Annotated in this window: 18 protein-coding genes; 8 read left to right on the forward strand and 10 right to left on the reverse strand. The window is 59.6% G+C overall.

Features of this window, described 5'->3' with window-relative positions:
* The first annotated feature begins 147 nt into the window (after positions 1-147).
* On the forward strand, positions 148-1,167 hold the full coding sequence (gene rlmF / locus PseuLF5_RS24585; protein WP_123464883.1) for a 23S rRNA (adenine(1618)-N(6))-methyltransferase RlmF: 1,020 nt from the start codon (positions 148-150) through the stop codon (positions 1,165-1,167).
* Positions 1,168-1,378: 211 nt separating this feature from the next.
* On the opposite strand, the gene PseuLF5_RS24590 is transcribed toward rlmF, so the two are convergent.
* Positions 1,379-1,660 carry an HU family DNA-binding protein gene (locus tag PseuLF5_RS24590; RefSeq protein WP_003221909.1) on the reverse strand — a complete coding sequence of 94 codons (282 nt, stop codon included), beginning with the start codon at positions 1,658-1,660 and terminating at the stop codon, positions 1,379-1,381.
* Positions 1,661-2,056: 396 nt separating this feature from the next.
* Between PseuLF5_RS24590 and yejK the strand changes: the two genes are divergently transcribed.
* Both yejK and PseuLF5_RS24600 read left to right on the forward strand, forming a co-directional pair.
* Complete coding sequence (gene yejK, locus PseuLF5_RS24595; RefSeq protein WP_123464881.1) at positions 2,057-3,061, forward strand: nucleoid-associated protein YejK; 1,005 nt, start codon at positions 2,057-2,059, stop codon at positions 3,059-3,061.
* The gene (locus PseuLF5_RS24600; protein WP_340134893.1) at positions 3,061-3,411 is read left to right on the forward strand and encodes a glutaredoxin family protein; all 351 of its coding nucleotides are present in this window, start codon (positions 3,061-3,063) and stop codon (positions 3,409-3,411) included. Before yejK ends, PseuLF5_RS24600 begins: the two co-directional genes overlap by 1 nt.
* A 53-nt stretch (positions 3,412-3,464) precedes the next feature.
* Here PseuLF5_RS24600 and PseuLF5_RS24605 read toward each other — a convergent pair whose 3' ends face one another.
* The 5 genes from PseuLF5_RS24605 to PseuLF5_RS24625 all read right to left on the reverse strand — a co-directional run bounded on the left by PseuLF5_RS24605 (position 3,465) and on the right by PseuLF5_RS24625 (position 7,489).
* The gene (locus PseuLF5_RS24605) at positions 3,465-4,400 is read right to left on the reverse strand and encodes a glutathione S-transferase family protein (protein ID WP_186745480.1); all 936 of its coding nucleotides are present in this window, start codon (positions 4,398-4,400) and stop codon (positions 3,465-3,467) included.
* A gap of 84 nt (positions 4,401-4,484) precedes the next feature.
* Positions 4,485-4,787, reverse strand: a complete 303-nt coding sequence (locus PseuLF5_RS24610; RefSeq protein ID WP_123464875.1) for a GIY-YIG nuclease family protein — start codon at positions 4,785-4,787, stop codon at positions 4,485-4,487.
* A 39-nt stretch (positions 4,788-4,826) separates the two neighbouring features.
* A complete protein-coding gene (locus tag PseuLF5_RS24615) occupies positions 4,827-5,297 on the reverse strand; it encodes a nuclear transport factor 2 family protein (protein ID WP_340134894.1) in 471 nt (156 codons plus the stop codon).
* A gap of 238 nt (positions 5,298-5,535) precedes the next feature.
* A complete protein-coding gene (locus PseuLF5_RS24620) occupies positions 5,536-6,840 on the reverse strand; it encodes a CynX/NimT family MFS transporter (RefSeq protein WP_123464871.1) in 1,305 nt (434 codons plus the stop codon).
* Positions 6,830-7,489, reverse strand: a complete 660-nt coding sequence (locus PseuLF5_RS24625) for a FadR/GntR family transcriptional regulator (RefSeq protein WP_123464869.1) — start codon at positions 7,487-7,489, stop codon at positions 6,830-6,832. Before PseuLF5_RS24625 ends, PseuLF5_RS24620 begins: the two co-directional genes overlap by 11 nt.
* 166 nt (positions 7,490-7,655) lie before the next feature.
* Here PseuLF5_RS24625 and PseuLF5_RS24630 point away from each other — a divergent pair, with 166 nt between their 5' ends.
* A complete protein-coding gene (locus PseuLF5_RS24630) occupies positions 7,656-7,967 on the forward strand; it encodes a type II toxin-antitoxin system MqsR family toxin (RefSeq protein WP_222833605.1) in 312 nt (103 codons plus the stop codon).
* Positions 7,964-8,452 (forward strand): type II toxin-antitoxin system MqsA family antitoxin, encoded by a 489-nt coding sequence (locus PseuLF5_RS24635; protein ID WP_222833606.1) that lies wholly within the window; start codon positions 7,964-7,966, stop codon positions 8,450-8,452. Before PseuLF5_RS24630 ends, PseuLF5_RS24635 begins: the two co-directional genes overlap by 4 nt.
* Before the next feature lie 61 nt (positions 8,453-8,513).
* Here the strand turns inward: PseuLF5_RS24635 and PseuLF5_RS24640 are convergent, their stop codons facing one another.
* The 4 genes from PseuLF5_RS24640 to PseuLF5_RS24655 all read right to left on the reverse strand — a co-directional run bounded on the left by PseuLF5_RS24640 (position 8,514) and on the right by PseuLF5_RS24655 (position 12,674).
* On the reverse strand, positions 8,514-9,278 hold the full coding sequence (locus PseuLF5_RS24640; RefSeq protein WP_003221897.1) for an amino acid ABC transporter ATP-binding protein: 765 nt from the start codon (positions 9,276-9,278) through the stop codon (positions 8,514-8,516).
* Between the two features lie 11 nt (positions 9,279-9,289).
* Entirely contained in the window at positions 9,290-10,384 is a 1,095-nt protein-coding gene (locus tag PseuLF5_RS24645; RefSeq protein ID WP_123464865.1) for an amino acid ABC transporter permease, read from the reverse strand.
* Between the two features lie 10 nt (positions 10,385-10,394).
* Positions 10,395-11,576 (reverse strand): amino acid ABC transporter permease, encoded by a 1,182-nt coding sequence (locus tag PseuLF5_RS24650; protein ID WP_123464863.1) that lies wholly within the window; start codon positions 11,574-11,576, stop codon positions 10,395-10,397.
* A 66-nt stretch (positions 11,577-11,642) separates the two neighbouring features.
* Complete coding sequence (locus tag PseuLF5_RS24655; RefSeq protein ID WP_095050968.1) at positions 11,643-12,674, reverse strand: amino acid ABC transporter substrate-binding protein; 1,032 nt, start codon at positions 12,672-12,674, stop codon at positions 11,643-11,645.
* A 468-nt stretch (positions 12,675-13,142) separates the two neighbouring features.
* On the opposite strand from PseuLF5_RS24655, the gene PseuLF5_RS24660 reads away from it, so the two are divergent.
* From PseuLF5_RS24660 to PseuLF5_RS24670, 3 genes are all read left to right on the forward strand, one after another.
* Positions 13,143-13,799 carry an alpha/beta hydrolase gene (locus PseuLF5_RS24660; protein ID WP_123464861.1) on the forward strand — a complete coding sequence of 219 codons (657 nt, stop codon included), beginning with the start codon at positions 13,143-13,145 and terminating at the stop codon, positions 13,797-13,799.
* Between the two features lie 96 nt (positions 13,800-13,895).
* A complete protein-coding gene (rhlB, locus tag PseuLF5_RS24665) occupies positions 13,896-15,362 on the forward strand; it encodes an ATP-dependent RNA helicase RhlB (protein ID WP_123464859.1) in 1,467 nt (488 codons plus the stop codon).
* Between the two features lie 136 nt (positions 15,363-15,498).
* Entirely contained in the window at positions 15,499-16,443 is a 945-nt protein-coding gene (locus tag PseuLF5_RS24670; protein ID WP_340134895.1) for an ornithine cyclodeaminase family protein, read from the forward strand.
* Positions 16,444-16,546: the final 103 nt, after the last annotated feature.

The following is a 16,546-nucleotide window of genomic DNA, read 5'->3' on the forward strand; positions in this document are numbered from 1 at the left end:
CAGGCGAAAGTGATGTTGACTGAGAGGACGCTTTCGCGAGCAAGCTCGCTCCCACAGAGATCGGTGGTGTTGCTGATATTGAGTTCGCAGCGGCTGGATGTGGGACAATACCCGCCACTTTCAGCCATACCCGAATCGACCACGCCCATGAACGCCCCCCGCACACCCAAACCTGCGCGCAAGAAGCCTGATTCCGCGACCCCGGCCAAGACCGTTGAGCCGCGTGAAAAGGCCAGCCTGCATCCGCGCAATCGCCATCAGGGTCGCTATGACTTCCCGGCGCTGATCAAAACCACGCCGGAACTGGCGAAGTTCGTGATCACCAACCCGTACGGCAAGGAAAGCATCGACTTCGCCAGCCCCGATGCGGTGCGCGTGTTCAACCGGGCGCTACTCAAGGCGTTCTATGGCATCCAGCATTGGGACATTCCAGCGGACTACCTCTGCCCACCGGTGCCGGGTCGTGCCGATTACGTGCATTTCCTCGCAGATCTGCTGGCGAGCATGAACGACGGCAAGGTGCCGCGCGGTGCCATCGTCAATGTGCTGGACATCGGCATGGGCGCCAACTGCGTGTACCCACTGATCGGCAACAGCGAATATCGCTGGCACTTCCTCGGCTCGGAAATCGACCCGACCGCCGTGGCGGCCGCCAGAGCCATCGTTCAGTCCAACGATCTGAGCAAAGTGATCCAGCTGCGCCAACAGGAAAACCGCAAGCACATCCTGATCGGCTTGCTGGAGCCGGGTGAGCGCTTTGACCTGACCATGTGCAATCCGCCGTTCCACGCTTCGATGGAAGAAGCGACCAAGGGCAGCGAGCGTAAGTGGCGCGCACTGGGCAAGGCTGATCCGAAACGCAAGCTGCCGGTGCTGAACTTCGGCGGTCAATCGGCCGAGCTGTGGTGTGAAGGCGGCGAAGCACGGTTCGTGACGCAATTGATCGCCGAGAGCGCGAACTTCCAGCACAAGGTGCTGTGGTTCAGCACGCTGGTGTCGAAAGCCTCGAACCTGCCTGCCATCGAGACCGCGCTGAAAAAGGCCGGCGTGCTGGAAAGCCAGGTGGTGGAGATGTCGCAGGGCCAGAAGCAGAGCCGCTTCGTGGCTTGGACCTTCCAGACCAAGTCCGAACAGCAGATCTGGCGCCGCGAGCGCTGGGTTCGCTAAACATTGCATCGCCGGACACAAATCAATTGTGGGAGCGAGCTTGCTCGCGAATGCGGCGCATCAGTCAATTCAACTTTGACTGACACACTGCCTTCGCGAGCAAACTCGCTCCCACAATGGCTTATGGTGCTCAGGAGTCGGCCATCAAATCACAGGCACAAAAAAACCGTGCCCGGATCGCTCCGGTGCACGGTTTTTTTATCGCTGCGTCTTACTTGTTCACAGCGTCGGTCAGGCCTTTGGCCACAACCAGCTTGATCACTTTCTTGGCAGGAATTTCGATGGCAGCGCCAGTCGAAGGGTTACGGCCAGTGCGGGCAGGACGCTCGGTCACTTTCAGCTTGCCGATACCTGGCAAGGTGATTTCGCCGCCGTTTTCCAGCTGATCGGCAACGATTTGGCCCAGTTGGTCCAGAGCGTTACGCGCGGTGGTTTTCGGCGCGTCGATAGCTTCAGCGATGTCGGCGATCAGTTGGTCTTTAGTAAGAGCCATGTAGTGTTCCTTCCCTATCAAATTCATATGGATTGCAGAGTGCAGTGTCAGCCATCGAGCCCGATCTTCTGGATCTGGCACCCTCGGCGATAACCACGACGAGTCGGGGTTATAGATGCCGAAATCAGGGTTTGGTTCGACCTGACAAATGCTGAATGCACGCTTAACGCAGTGACTTCGCGTAAGACCGGGCAAAACTAGCACAGAGACGGGGAAATATCCGCCTCTAGCTACCCATTTGGTCAGGTTTATTGCGCTAAATCGGTAAAAAACTGCATAAGGGCCGCCGCCCGCCCCGGATTTGCCCTTCACCCCGCGCCAAAACCAGTGGTTGCGGTACACTGGGCGCTTTTTCGGGGGAGCCTGCCCTCCTCCCTTCCAACAGCCGAGAAGCCCATGCCGATCCGTCATTGCATCGTCCACCTGATCGACAAAAAACCCGACGGCACGCCCGCAGTTCTGCACGCCCGTGACACTGAACTGGCCGAATCCGCAGCCATCGAGAACATGCTCGCCGACCTCAACGAGAGCTATAACGCCAAACAGGGCAAAGCCTGGGGTTTGTTCCATCCGGAATCCGGCGCGTTCCCGTTCAGCGGCTGGCTGAAGGAATACATGGACGGCGGCAAGGACTTCACCGCCTTCAGCAAAGTCGCGGTCGAACACCTGCAAAAGCTGATGGAAGAATCGAACCTGTCGGTCGGTGGCCATGTGTTGTTCGCCCACTATCAGCAAGGCATGACCGATTACCTGGCCATCGCCCTGCTGCACCACAGTGAAGGCGTGGCAGTGACCGACGAGCTGGACGTGACCCCGTCGCGCCACCTCGACCTCGGCCAGTTGCACCTGGCGGCGCGAATCAACGTCTCCGAGTGGCAGAACAACAAGCAGTCCAAGCAGTACATCTCGTTCATCAAGGGCAAGAACGGCAAGAAGGTCTCGGAATACTTCCGCGACTTCATCGGCTGCCAGGAAGGCGTCGACGGCCCGGGCGAGACCCGCACCCTGCTCAAGGCCTTCAGTGACTTCGTCGAAAGCGAAGACCTGCCGGAAGACGCCGCCCGCGAGAAAACCAAAACCCTGGTGGACTACGCCAGCAGCCAGGCCAAACTCGGCGAGCCGATGGGCCTGGAAGAGCTCTCGGAGTTGATCGACGAAGAGCGCCCGAAAGCCTTCTACGACCACATCCGCAACAAGGACTACGGCCTGTCGCCGGAGATTCCGGCAGACAAACGCACTCTCAACCAGTTCCGCCGCTTCACCGGTCGCGCCGAAGGCCTGTCGATCAGCTTTGAAGCACACCTGCTGGGCTCGAAGATCGAGTACGACGAAGAGGCTGGCACCCTGGTAATCAAGGGCCTGCCAACGTCGCTCACCGATCAACTGAAGCGCCGCAACTGATGCTCGGCAATGTGCTGAAGAAGGTTGCGCTGGTTCTGCTGGTGGTTGTGATCTATCAGAACTGGGGCAAGATCGAGCGGGTATTCAATCCGTCGCAGATGGTTTCGGAGCAGACCCGGGCGCAGGCCAATGTCGTGCTCTACGCCACCGACTGGTGCGGCTACTGCAAGCAGACCAAACGCTTTCTCGACAGCAAAGGGATTGCGTTCAAGGAGTTCGATATCGAGAAGGATGCCGAGGCGCGCAAGGCGTATGAGGCATTGGGCGGACGCGGGATTCCGTTGATCGACGTTAACGGCACATTGATTCGCGGATTCGACCCGGATGAAATTCTGGCGGCTTTGAAGTAACGCACACCCCTGTGGCGAGGGAGCTTGCTCGCTCGCCACAGGGTCGGTCGCTGTTACTTGGCTTCGATGCGGAAGCCGAAGCGCGGGAAGTGCACATGCACCACACCGCCACGCGGGTCTTCACGGCGCAGGATCAGCTCTTCACGCCCGGCAAACAGCAACTCGCCCACCACCGGATCCACCCCGTAGTCGGTGGCGGCAATCGCCACTTGCTGCCCGGCCTTGAACCCGTTCGGGTCTGCAAACTGCTCGTCCGGCAGCGCCGCCGGCGTCGAGCTACGCGCCACTTCCAGCGCCTCCTCGGCAGTCATCGCGCTTGCCGCACCATGACCGAAGCCCAGCACACGCCCGAGCCATGCCGCGACAGCCGGATAGTCATCGACCAACGGTGCGGTGACGTGCGTCGCCTTGAGGAACCACAGAGGATGCGCCAGGGCGAAGTCGGCAATCGACGGCTCGCCGAACAGGAAGTCGCCCTGCTCGCGCTGCAACTGCTGCTCCAGGCGCGCCATGATCGTTGGCCACTGGTGCTTGGCCTGCTCGGCCGACAACCGGGTGGCGCTGCCGCCACTGAACAACCCGGCCCGATCAGCGATGAACGCCTTGATCGCTTCCGGCGGCAACTTGCCGAAACGCACCGCCACCGACTCCGGCTGGAACACCAGGCTGACGGCATGCTGGAAGACCACCGAATCAGCCCACGCTGCGAAACTGGCGCTGGTCATTTCCTGACCTTCCGGGAAAAACGCCGGCAGGGCTTTTTCCTGCTCCAGGCGACGCGCGATCAGCGAAGTGTCGCAGTAAATGTCGGCACCGATCTGCAGCACCGGGGTCTTGCGATAGCCACCGGTCAGGGCGGTCAGATCTGGCTTGGGCATTACCGGCGAGATGTGCACCGAACGCCAGGACAAGCCTTTGAACCCCAACAGCAGGCGGGCCTTCTCGGCAAATGGAGAGGTCGGGTAATGATGGAGAATCAACTCGGACATGCTCGGCTCCGCCGCTCAGATAGTGAGTCGGCAGCTTAGCGCGCATTGGCTTAGCAGCCTACAGATCTGCCTGATGGGAACTGATCAGTCTGATTGATAAGACGCGACCAGGCATTCCTTGGCGCTCTTGCGCAGCTTTTTGATCAGCCGTTCCTGACGCAAGGCGTCGCTCTTGTCGCGGCAACGCTCGGTGTAGACCAGTGCCATCGCCGGGCTGGAGAGGAAAAACCGTGCGCCTTTGCCGCTCTGATGTTTGGCAAAACGGCGCACCGGGTCGTCACTTATCCCGCAATACAACGAACCGTTGGCTGCGCGAACGAGATAGACGAACCAGGATTTGCTCACCGGTTCGGCAGTATCGACAGAATTTTCGCCAGGGCTGGTCACTTCGGGATCAAGACGTGTAGGAAACAGGCCGCGATCTTATCAGCGACTGGTCTGAAATGCCTTCAGCCCTTTCAACGCCTGCGCACGCACGGCGTTGTGTACCAAAGGCGTCCAGCCCAGCAGCAGGCCTTTGAAACCCAGGGCCTGACGCGACCAGCGCCACAGGTCGAAATGATCGTGATGCTCGCAGATCTTGCCGTCACGGAAGACGAAACGTGCCTGGATATCGTTGATCACCACGTTGCCGGTCTGACTGAACAGATACGTCGCCACCCAGTGCGCACCACCGCTGCGCTCATCGGCGCGGACATTGTCGAAGGTCAGCGAGAAGTCTTTGGCGCGGGTGGTGAGCATGCGCCACATGTCGCCGGCCTCGCGCCCGCGCAACTCGCCGAACGCCGGGTCGCTGAACACCACGTCATCGGTGTAACAGGCGGCCATGGCTTCGGCGTCGAGGCGCTGGAAGGCCTGGTAGAAACGGGTGATCAGGGCGGCGTGGGCTTCGCTCATGGGCAAACTCCAAAATAGGTACAGAGTGCCAGCACCATAATCTGCAATGCGCAGAAACACTATCGGCATTCGTAAACCGAATACCACGCACGATCTTCAAGGCGCCCCAAAAACTGTGGGAGCGAGCTTGCTCGCGAAGAGGCCGGCACATTCAACATGATCTTTGCCTGAACCACCGTCTTCGCGAGCAAGCTCGCTCCCACATTGGATATCATTGGCCCCAAAAAAGGGTTACGCGTCAGATTTTTTCGCTTTGCACTTGCACGTACAGCGCCCGGCCCGCACCCAGCCCGGCAATGATCGCGCCGGTGCCGATGATCCCGAAAATCCAGCCCACCGCGTTCCAGCCACCGGTCCAGTCATGCACCACGCCGACCGCGAACGGGCCCATCGAGGCCAGGGTGTAGCCGAAGCCCTGGGACATGCTCGACAGGTTCGCCGCAACATGGGAATCGCGCGAGCGCAGCACGATCAACGTCAGGGCCAGGCTGAACGTGCCGCCCTGCCCCAGGCCCAGCAGAATCGCCCAGCCCCACAGGCCGTCGATCGGCGCATACAGACAACCGAACAAACCACCAAGGGTCAGGGCCATCACGATCACGATCGCCAGACGCTGATCCTTGCCGCGAGTCGCCAGCCACGGTGCCGCGAGGGAGCTGGCCAGTTGAATGATCACCGAACCGGACAACACCAGACCGGCCTGGGTCGGCGTCAGACCACGACCGATCAGGATCGACGGCAACCAGCCAAACACGATGTAGGCCAGCGACGATTGCAGGCCCATGTACAAGGTCACCTGCCATGCCAGCGGATCACGCAGCAGACCGCGCACACGATAGGCAACATTGTGCGCACCGTGTTTCTGCCCGACTTGCGGCAACCAGAACACTGCCGCAACCAGCGCCGGAATTACCCAGAAACCCAGGCCCATCGCCCAACTGTGATCGAAATGCTCACTCAACGGCACGCTGGAACCCGCCGCCATCGCCGCGCCCAGACACAGCGCCATGGTGTAGACACCGGTCATGGTCCCGGCGTGCCTGGCAAAGTCGCGTTTGACGATGCCTGGCAGCAATACCCCGACAATACCAATGCTCGCGCCACCCAATACGCTGCCAGCAAACAGGCCGATCTCACCAAAGTTGCTGCGCAAAATGATGCCGCCGGCCAGCGTCAGCAGAATCCCCAACACCACCCGCTCGGCACCGAAGCGGCGCGCCAGAATCGGCGCGAGCGGTGCAAACAAACCGAGGCAGAGCACCGGCAACGTGGTCAGCAAACCGGCCTGAGCTGCCGACAAACCAAGGCTTTTCGACACGTCGCTGAGCAGCGGCGCCATGCTCGACAGCGCCGGACGCAGGTTCAGCGCCACCAGAATCAAGCCCAGCAGCAACAGCCATGGCCGGCGCACCAGCGGATGGTTCTGCTGCACTTGTTCATCATCGGCCTCGGCGTCGATCAGCAGCTCTTCGAGTTCTGCCGTGCGCTTCGGGGTTGTGGATATCTCACTGCGTGACATGGACTTCTCGGTTTCAAGGTTCATTGATCAACTGCCTCGACAAGGCTTTGGCCCGTTCCGGATCGCGTTGCTCGACCGCATCGAGCAGCTCGATGTGCAAGTCGAACACTTCCTGACGGCGCGGGACGATGTTCAGGGTCTGGCGCAATTGCGCGCCGACGATGCTGGAGAAATAGCGATACAGCTCGCTGAGGGTCGGGTTGTGCGCGGCGTCGACCAGACGGCGGTGGAACACCAGATCGCAAGCGATGTAGGTGTCGAGATCGCCGTGGTAGTGGCTGCCGCTGGTGCCAAGCGCCTCACGTAATGCGACGAGGTCCTCGTCGGTACGGCGCAACGCCGCCAGGCCGATGGCCTCGACTTCGAGGATATGTCGGGTTTCCCGTGCCTGATCGAGCGAGCAGCGCGACAAGGCTTTGAGCGTGTCGAGCGGATCAACCACGGCGCGCAAGTAACTGCCATCGCCCTGGCGAATCTCGATCAATCCGGAAAACGCCAGCACGCGCATGGCTTCGCGCACGGTGTTGCGGCTGATGCCCAGCTCGGCACACAGCTCCGGCTCGGTCGGCAGACGCTCGCCGACCTTCCAGGCACCGCTGTTGATGCGCTGGCGGAGTTGATCCAGGGCCTGATCGACCAAGGATCGTTTGATAAGTGGAGAAATGTCTGACATAGGATTCGCCCTTTCATCCAATCATAGGATGAATTTTCTGACATGTTAGTCAGACCCGTGTAGGACGGCAACCACCTAGGGTCAATCGGAGACACATGGAGCGGCATTTTCGATTGGTCAAAATTACCCTTTAAGGGTAATTTCAGGGACAGGGTTTTGGTTTCTTATGGAAAAGAACACACCCCATTACGACTTGGCGGTAGTGAAGCAAGAGGTCATCAGACGGGGCGCCAAAGCCTTTACAGGAAGCGCGATGAGCTCGGGCAAGGGAATGGGGTTAAACCTCAAACATATGCAGCAAGCCATCTGCTCGCTGGATCGTCGAATGTTCTACAAGTCCATGACTAGCTACACCAACCACCGACACTGGCAGGACGTTTACCATATTGGATATCACGACTTGGAGTTGTATATCAAAATCACCTACTGCCCCAACGGCGGTCCTCCCGTGATCTCTTTCAAGGAGAAGAATTTATGAATACACGGCAATGCATGAGCTGTGGTACTCAAGAGGCGATGCAACATTTCGAACGTCGCAGTTTGACTGTCAACTACAAGAACGTTTCACGTTGGGTGCACGACATTGCAGGGTGGGAATGCGCAGCCTGCGGCGAGATCATTTTTGATAACGATACTGACAGCGCCGAACGTTATTCCGACGCCGGCGATAAATTGCTCGAAGAGTGCTTCCACGTAATGGGCGCCGAGATGAAACGCATCCGCCGCAAATTGCATCTCACCCAAAAAGAAGCAGTTAAATTGCTATCCGGTGGAGGTCACAACGCTTTTTCCCGCTACGAACGCGGCGAACTTCCGCCGCCTCAACCGTTGTTCAGCCTTATGCGCGTGCTGGATCGTCACCCTCATCTGCTCGCCGAAATACACGCGATGAACGAAGGCAGTGACTTGCGGCGATTGCTCGCCGCGCGCTTCCCGGAACAGGAGACGGCACCGGTGCCCTGACAAAATCCGGTAAAAATAAACCCGGAGCTCGGTCCGGGTTTATTTCAGAACGTAGGTCAGATCAATGCAAAATCTGACTCAAGAACAACTTCGTCCGATCATTCTGCGGATTATCGAAGAAGTCATTCGGGGCCGCCTGTTCAACGATTTCGCCCTTGTCCATGAAGATCACGCGGTTGGCCACGGTGCGGGCGAAGCCCATTTCGTGGGTCACGCAGAGCATGGTCATGCCGTCTTCAGCCAGACCGATCATGGTGTCGAGCACTTCTTTCACCATTTCCGGGTCGAGCGCCGAGGTCGGTTCGTCGAACAGCATGATTTTCGGCTTCATGCACAGCGCGCGGGCAATCGCCACACGCTGTTGCTGACCACCGGACAGTTGCCCCGGAAACTTGTGCGCCTGCTCTGGAATGCGTACGCGCTCCAGGTAATGCATGGCGATTTCCTCGGCCTTGCGCTTGGGCATCTTGCGCACCCACATTGGCGCCAGGGTGCAGTTCTGCAAAATGGTCAGGTGCGGGAACAGGTTGAAGTGCTGGAACACCATGCCGACTTCGCGGCGGATCGCTTCGATCTGCTTGAGGTCGTTGGTCAGTTCCACGCCGTCGACGACGATGCGACCCTGCTGGTGTTCTTCCAGACGATTGAGGCAGCGGATGGTGGTCGACTTGCCGGAACCCGATGGGCCGCACAGGACGATACGCTCGCCCTGTTTGACGTTGAGGTTGATGTCTTTCAGCACGTGGAACTGGCCGTACCACTTGTTGACGCCCTGCATCTGAATAATGCCTTCAGGACCTACAGGCTTTTTGATTGCTTCACTCATTTACAGAACTCCTAACGCTTGTGGCCAGTGTCGAGCTTGCGTTCCAGATGCATGGAATAGCGCGACATACCAAAACAGAAAATCCAGAACACCAGGGCGGCGAACACGTAGCCTTCGGTGGCCATGCCCAGCCATTTCGGATCGGCAGCGGCTTGCTTGACGCTGTTGAGCAGGTCAAACAGGCCGATGATGATCACCAGACTGGTGTCCTTGAACAGCGCAATGAAGGTGTTGACGATGCCGGGAATCACCAGCTTCAGGGCTTGCGGCAGAATCACCAGGCCCATCGAGCGCCAGTAACCGAGGCCCATCGCTGCGGCCGCTTCGTACTGACCTTTGGGGATCGCTTGCAGACCGCCGCGCACCACCTCGGCCACATAGGCCGACTGGAACAGAATCACGCCGATCAGCGCCCGCAGCAGTTTGTCGAAGTTCATGCCTTCGGGCAGGAACAGCGGCAGCATCACAGAGGACATGAACAGCACCGTGATCAACGGCACGCCGCGCCAGAATTCGATGAAGGTCACGCAGACCACACGAATCGCCGGCATGTTCGAACGACGCCCCAGCGCCAGCACAATCCCCAGTGGCAAGGCCCCGGCGATACCGACCGTGGCGATCACCAGGGTCAGCATCAAACCGCCCCACTGGCTGGTCGCCACATTGCTCAGACCAAAACCGCCGTGCAGCAGGATGTAGGCAATGATCGGGTACAGCACCAGGAAGCTCAGCCCGTATACCGCTTTACGCGGGAAGCGCGAGATGAACAGTGGCGCCACGCCGATCACCGCCAGCCACACGGTCAGGTCCACGCGCCAGCGCAGTTCCGTCGGGTAGTAGCCGTACATGAACTGACCAAAACGCTGCTGAATGAACACCCAGCAGGCGCCGTCCTTAGTGCAATCGGCGCGAGTGGTGCCGACCCAGTTGGCATCGAGAATCGCCCAACTGAGAATCGGAGGAACCACCAGATAGATCAGGTAGAACGCGAACAGCGTCAGCAGGGTGTTGAGCCAGCTGGAGAACATGTTCGCGCGCATCCATGCCACCACACCAATGCTGCTGCTCGGTGGGGGCATGTCGGGTTTGAAAGTATGAGTACTCATGCGCTTTTCCTTACCGCTCGATCAGCGCAATGCGCTTGTTGTACCAGTTCATCAGCAGGGAAATGCTGATACTGATCGCCAGGTAAACGCTCATGGTGATGGCAATCACCTCGATCGCCTGACCGGTCTGGTTGAGCACGGTGCCGGCGAACAGCGAAACCATTTCCGGGTAACCGATACCGGCCGCCAGGGACGAGTTTTTCGCCAGGTTCAGGTATTGGCTGGTCAGTGGCGGAATGATCACGCGCAGGGCTTGCGGGATGATCACCTTGCGCAGGGTCGGACCGTTGCGCAGGCCCAGGGAGCGTGCCGCTTCGGTCTGGCCGTGGCTGACCGACTTGATCCCGGAGCGCACGATCTCGGCGATGAACGCCGCGGTGTACACGGTCAGGGCCAGCGTCAGGGCGAGCAGTTCCGGGATCAGCACCCAGCCACCGACGAAGTTGAAGCCTTGCAGCTTCGGCATCTCCCAGTGCAGCGGGGCGCCGAAGATCAGCGCGCACAAGGCCGGGATCACCAGCATGATCGCCAGCCCCGTCCAGAACTTGTGGAACGGCACGCCGGTTTCTTCGAAGCGTTTGTTGGCCCAGCGGCACATCAGGACCGTGGCGATGATGGCCACGACGATGCTGATCACGAACGCCCAGAAACCGTCGGCTGCCAGCGCGGCCGGCATGTTCAGGCCACGGCTGCTGACGAAGAAGGTGTCGCCGAAGTTGTGGCTGTTGCGCGGCCCCGGCATGGTCAGGAACACCGCGAAATACCAGAACAGGATTTGCAGCAGCGGCGGAATGTTGCGGAACACTTCCACATACACGGTCGCCAGTTTGCTGATGATCCAGTTCTGCGACAGCCGCGCCACACCGATGATGAACCCGAGGATCGTCGCCAGGATCACGCCGATCACGGTCACCAGCAACGTGTTGAGCAGACCGATGACAAACACCCGGGCATAACTGTCCGCTTCGGTGTAGTCGATCAGGTGTTGAGCGATGCCGAACCCGGCACTGCGCTCCAGAAAGCCGAAACCGGAGGTAATGCCCCGGTGCTGAAGGTTGGTTTGCGTGTTGTCGAACAGGTACCAGCCCAGCGAGACCACCGCCACAACGGTGATGATCTGGAAGAGCCACGCACGCACTCGTGGATCGCTGAGGCTGAGCCTCTGCTTTGGTGCGCCGATTGAATTTTGCATGAAGTGCCCCGGAAGAAATGGAACAAGAACATCACCCGGCGGTTGGCCCGCCGGGCGATAGAACCATTAGCGCACTGGTGGTGCGTACTGAATGCCGCCGTTGTTCCACAGGGCGTTCAGGCCACGGTCGATTTCCAGCGGCGTGCTCTTGCCGAGGTTTTTCTCGAAGATTTCACCGTAGTTGCCGACTTGCTTGACGATCTGCACAACCCAGTCTTTCGGCAGTTTCAGGTCTTTACCGTATTCACCGTCAGCACCGAGCATCCGCGCGACGTCCGGGTTCTTGGTCGACTTGGCTTCGGCTTCGACGTTCTTCGAAGTGATGCCGGCTTCTTCAGCGTTGAGCAGCGCGTAGCCAACCCAGCGCACGATGGCCAGCCACTCGTCGTCGCCGTTACGCACGACCGGGCCCAGCGGTTCTTTGGAAATGGTTTCCGGCAGAACCACGTAGTCCTTCGGCGACGCCAGCTTGGAGCGCTGGGCGAAGAGTTGGGATTTGTCCGAGGTCAGCACGTCGCAACGACCGGATTCCAGCGACTTGGCGCTTTCATCGGAGGTGTCGAAGGTGATCGGGGTGTATTTCAGACCGTTGCCACGGAAGTAGTCGGAAACGTTCAGCTCGGTGGTGGTACCGGCCTGGATGCAGATGGTTGCACCGTCCAGTTCCTTGGCACTCTTCACGCCCAGCTTGTTGTTTACCAGGAAGCCGATGCCATCGTAGTAGGTGATGAAGCCCGGGAATTTCAGGCCCATGCCTGCGTCACGCGAGCTGGTCATGGTGGTGTTGCGCGACAGGATGTCGATCTCGCCCGATTGCAGCGCGGTGAAGCGCTCCTTGGCGTTCAACTGACTGAACTTGACCTTGGTCGCGTCGCCGAACACGGCAGCGGCCACGGCACGGCAGACGTCAGCGTCGATGCCGAGGATCTTGCCGGTTGCGTCCGGAACCGAGAAGCCCGGCAGACCGTCGCTCACGCCACACTGCACGAAACCCTTCTTCTGCACGGCATCCAGGGTTGCACCCGCCTGAGCGAACCCGCTGACGCCGAGCACTGTTGCTGCAGTCACGATCGCCAGAGTGGATTTCAACATCTTCATTCAAACCTCCAGTTTTGCTCTTGTTGTGTCGGAGCTTGAGTCCAGTCGCACCCTTTTGAGGCGTTGTTGACCCGTGTTGGCTTTTTTTGGGGTCAACCGACGTAAGACCTTCGCTATGAGTCTAGTAGGAGAAAATCCACATCATGGACAACTCACTTCTCACCAATCGGCCGAACGGGCTGTAGCCCTTTCACGTTCGCTAAGCCCGTAGTGGCCATTGGCGAACATCCATCACCGGATTCGTTGCAATCCCGTCGCAAGTCGTACACTGATAGTGTTACCGCCGCGCGCAGGATGCTTCGTACAGAGTCCTCCAAAGCAAAGCCCGTACCACACCGCTTGCTTAAGCGATTGCGCGACAGGTCAATAGCAAAACTTGTAGCCTTGCGACATCTTCTTAACGGATCGACCGGGCGCGCACGCAAATCACGCACTCAATGAGCGCGCCCGCACACTATTGGAGCAGCCATGACCGAGCCCCTTATTCTTGAACCCGTCAAGCCCGCAGACGCCTGCGTTATCTGGCTGCACGGCCTCGGCGCTGATCGCTACGACTTCCTGCCAGTGGCCGAAGCCCTGCAGGAAACCTTGCTGAGCACTCGCTTCGTCCTGCCGCAGGCGCCAACCCTGCCCGTCACCATCAATGGCGGTTATGCAATGCCGAGCTGGTACGACATAAAGGCCATGAGCCCGGCGCGGGCGATTGACCGCGAGCAACTGGAAGAATCGTCAGATCGCATCGTCAAACTGATCGACGTGCAGCGAGCTAGCGGAATAGACGCCTCGCGGATTTTCCTTGCCGGTTTTTCCCAGGGTGGCGCCGTAGTGCTGCACACCGCTTTCAGGAAATGGGAAGGCCCGTTGGGTGGCGTCCTTGCCCTCTCCACGTATGCCCCGACCTTTACCGACGAGATGGAGTTTTCCGCCAGTCAGCAGCGCATTCCCGCTCTGTGCCTGCACGGCCAGTTCGATAACGTGGTGCAGAACTCGATGGGGCGCAGTGCCTATGAGCATTTGGTGAAGCATGGTGTCACCGTGACATGGCAGGAATACCCAATGGAGCACGAAGTGTTACCCGAAGAAATTCGCGATATCGGCATCTGGCTGAGCGAGCACCTGCGCTGATTCGGCCGCTTGGCGGACCGCTTTGATCATCCCACTACGCCGCGCCCGTTTCTTGCATTACACTGGCCGGCGTACATTCCTTAATCAATTGATGAGATGACCGTGCTCGAAGCACTCAAGAAAATGTTCGGTAAAAGCGAGGCTGAGCAGCTCGCGCCAGTTCCCAGTGCGCCGTCGCACGCCCCCGGCCCCCGCAGCGATGCGCCCAAGGCTGAACGTCCGGCTCCGGTAGCGACACCCGAGTCCGAGCCGCAACCTGCTATCGCCGCCGCACCTGTGCGCACCGAAGCACCGAAACCGGCCAGGCCGCGCCGCGAACCGAAGCCCAAGGCACCGGTCATTCCCTGGAAACTCGAAGATTTCGCCGTCGAACCCCAGGAAGGCAAAACCCGCTTTCACGACTTCAAACTCGCTCCAGAACTGATGCACGCCATCCAGGACCTGGGGTTTCCGTATTGCACGCCGATCCAGGCGCAGGTGCTGGGTTTCACCCTCGCCGGCAAAGACGCCATCGGTCGGGCGCAGACCGGTACCGGCAAGACCGCCGCGTTCCTGATCTCGATCATCACTCAGTTGTTGCAGACACCGCCGCCGAAAGAACGCTACATGGGCGAACCCCGTGCGCTGATCATCGCGCCGACCCGTGAGCTGGTGGTGCAGATCGCCAAGGACGCCGCCGACCTGACCAAGTACACCGGCCTCAACGTGATGACGTTCGTGGGCGGTATGGATTTCGACAAGCAGCTCAAACACCTCGAAGCGCGGCACTGCGACATCCTCGTCGCTACCCCGGGCCGTCTGCTCGACTTCAACCAGCGTGGCGACGTGCACCTGGACATGGTCGAAGTGATGGTGCTGGACGAAGCCGACCGCATGCTCGACATGGGCTTCATCCCGCAAGTGCGGCAGATCATTCGCCAGACCCCACCGAAAAGCGAACGCCAGACCCTGCTGTTCTCCGCGACCTTCACCGAAGACGTGATGAACCTGGCCAAGCAATGGACCACCGATCCTGCGATCGTCGAAATCGAAGTCACCAACGTGGCCAACGAAAACGTCGAGCAGCACATTTACGCGGTAGCCGGTGCCGACAAATACAAACTGCTCTACAACCTGGTCAACGACAACGGCTGGGAGCGGGTGATCGTGTTTGCCAACCGCAAGGACGAAGTGCGCCGTATCGAAGAACGCCTGGTGCGTGACGGCATCAACGCCGCGCAACTGTCCGGCGACGTGCCGCAACACAAGCGCATCAAGACCCTGGAAGGCTTCCGCGAAGGCAAGATCCGCGTACTGGTGGCCACCGATGTCGCCGGTCGCGGCATCCACATCGACGGCATCAGCCACGTGATCAACTTCACCCTGCCGGAAGTGCCGGACGACTACGTGCACCGCATCGGCCGTACCGGTCGCGCGGGTGCCGACGGGGTGTCGATCAGCTTCGCCGGTGAAGACGACTCCTACCAGTTGCCGTCCATCGAAGAGAAGCTGGGCCGCAAGATCAGCTGTGAAACGCCACCGACGCATCTGCTGCGTGCGGTTGAGCGCAAGCGTCCGCAGTAAGCGACGCCATTAAAAGAAGCGCAGCCGGCAACGGACTGCGCTTTTTTTTCGCCCGGCAGTTCATCAGGCGCTTGCTAGACAAAACTAAAAGTCCATAATGGACAAATTAGTTTACATCTAGACCGCGGAGCCTGACATGTCCAGTAAGCCCTACGTGATTGACCAAGCCGAGGCTCGTGCGCTGCTGGCGCGCATTGATGTGCCGCAGATCCTGCGCAAGCTGTTCCGCGATCTTGCCGCCGGCCATGCCGTGCAACCGGCGCAGCAACTGGTGGAATTCCCGCAGGGTGCCGGCGACTTCATCAATTATCTGGGCGTGCTGGCCGAGGACGGTGTGTACGGCGTGAAAACCTCGCCGTATATCGTTCGCGAGCAAGGTGCACTGGTGACAGCGTGGACACTGTTGATGTCGATGCACACCGGTCAGCCACTGCTGCTGTGCGATGCCGGTGAACTGACCACCGCACGTACCGCCGCGACCACGGCAGTGGCGGTCGATGCCCTCGCCCCGGTGAATGCGTCGCGACTGGCGATCATCGGCAGCGGCAAGGTCGCTCAGGCACATCTTCATTATGTGAAAGGCTTGCGCGACTGGCAGAGCATCAGCGTGTATTCGCCGAGCCTGTCGGAAGATGCGCAAACCCGGGCGCAGCTGAAAGCGATCTTCCCGGGCGTGAAAATTGCCGACAGCCGCGACACCGCCCTCGACGATGCTGACGTGATCATGCTCTGCACCTCGTCCGCCGGGCCGGTCATCGACCCGACCACCTTGAGCAAACCGGCGCTGATCACCTCGATCAGCACCAACGCCCCGCGCGCCCATGAAGTGCCGCCGCAGAACCTGGGCGACATGCAGGTATTCTGTGACTATCGTCTGACCACGCCGGGTTCGGCAGGTGAGATGCTGATCGCGACCGAACAGCATGGCTGGAGCAAGGATTTGATCGTCGGTGACCTCGCCGACCTGCTCAGCGAGAAAGTGCCGCGCCCCGGTTACAACCGTCACGTATTTTTCCGTTCAATTGGTCTGGGCCTGGAAGACATCGCCCTGGCCAATGCGCTTTATCACTTGACCAACTAACACCCCAAATCCCCTGTAGGAGCGAGCCCGCTCGCGATAGCGGTATATCAGTCAACGATAATGTTGAATGCAAAAGCGCTATCGCGAGCAGGCTCACTCCTAC

It is taken from the genome of Pseudomonas sp. LF-5 (assembly GCF_037626295.1).
Taxonomy (GTDB): Bacteria; Pseudomonadota; Gammaproteobacteria; order Pseudomonadales; family Pseudomonadaceae; genus Aquipseudomonas; species Aquipseudomonas monsensis.